Source organism: Gilvimarinus gilvus, from assembly GCF_030518155.1.
Taxonomy (GTDB): Bacteria; Pseudomonadota; Gammaproteobacteria; order Pseudomonadales; family Cellvibrionaceae; genus Gilvimarinus; species Gilvimarinus gilvus.
The window spans coordinates 1-413 of sequence record NZ_JAULRU010000587.1 but is presented as its reverse complement, the minus strand read 5'-3'; the positions used below and the strand labels follow the sequence as shown (position 1 = coordinate 413).

General features: G+C 63.9%; 1 protein-coding gene. It reads left to right on the top strand.

The features are described 5' to 3' along the window. Positions 1 to 413 (top strand): arylesterase (locus QWI17_RS14830; RefSeq protein ID WP_302723307.1); only part of this gene is annotated, 413 nt, incomplete at both ends.

The window sequence follows — 413 nt, the reverse complement described above, 5'->3', positions numbered from 1 at the left end:
GCAGACCCGGCTGGAGAAGGAAGGTTTCGACGCCAAGGTGGTCAACGCGTCGATCAGTGGCGACACCAGTGCGGGTGGCCAGGCGCGCTTGCCCGCGCTGCTTGCAGCGCATAAGCCCAGCCTGGTGGTACTGGAGCTGGGCGGCAACGATGGCCTGCGCGGGCAGCCGCCTGCGCAATTGCAACAAAATCTTGCTTCGATGATCGAGCGCTCGCGGCAGGCTGGCGCCAAAGTGGTGCTGCTGGGCATGCGCCTGCCGCCCAATTACGGTGTGCGCTACACCCGTGCGTTTGCCAACGTGTATGAGCAGTTGGCGGCGGACAAAAAGGTCCCGCTGGTGCCGTTTTTCCTTGAAGGGGTAGGGGGTGTGCCAGAGTTGAGGCAGGCTGATGGCATTCATCCGGCCCAGGGTG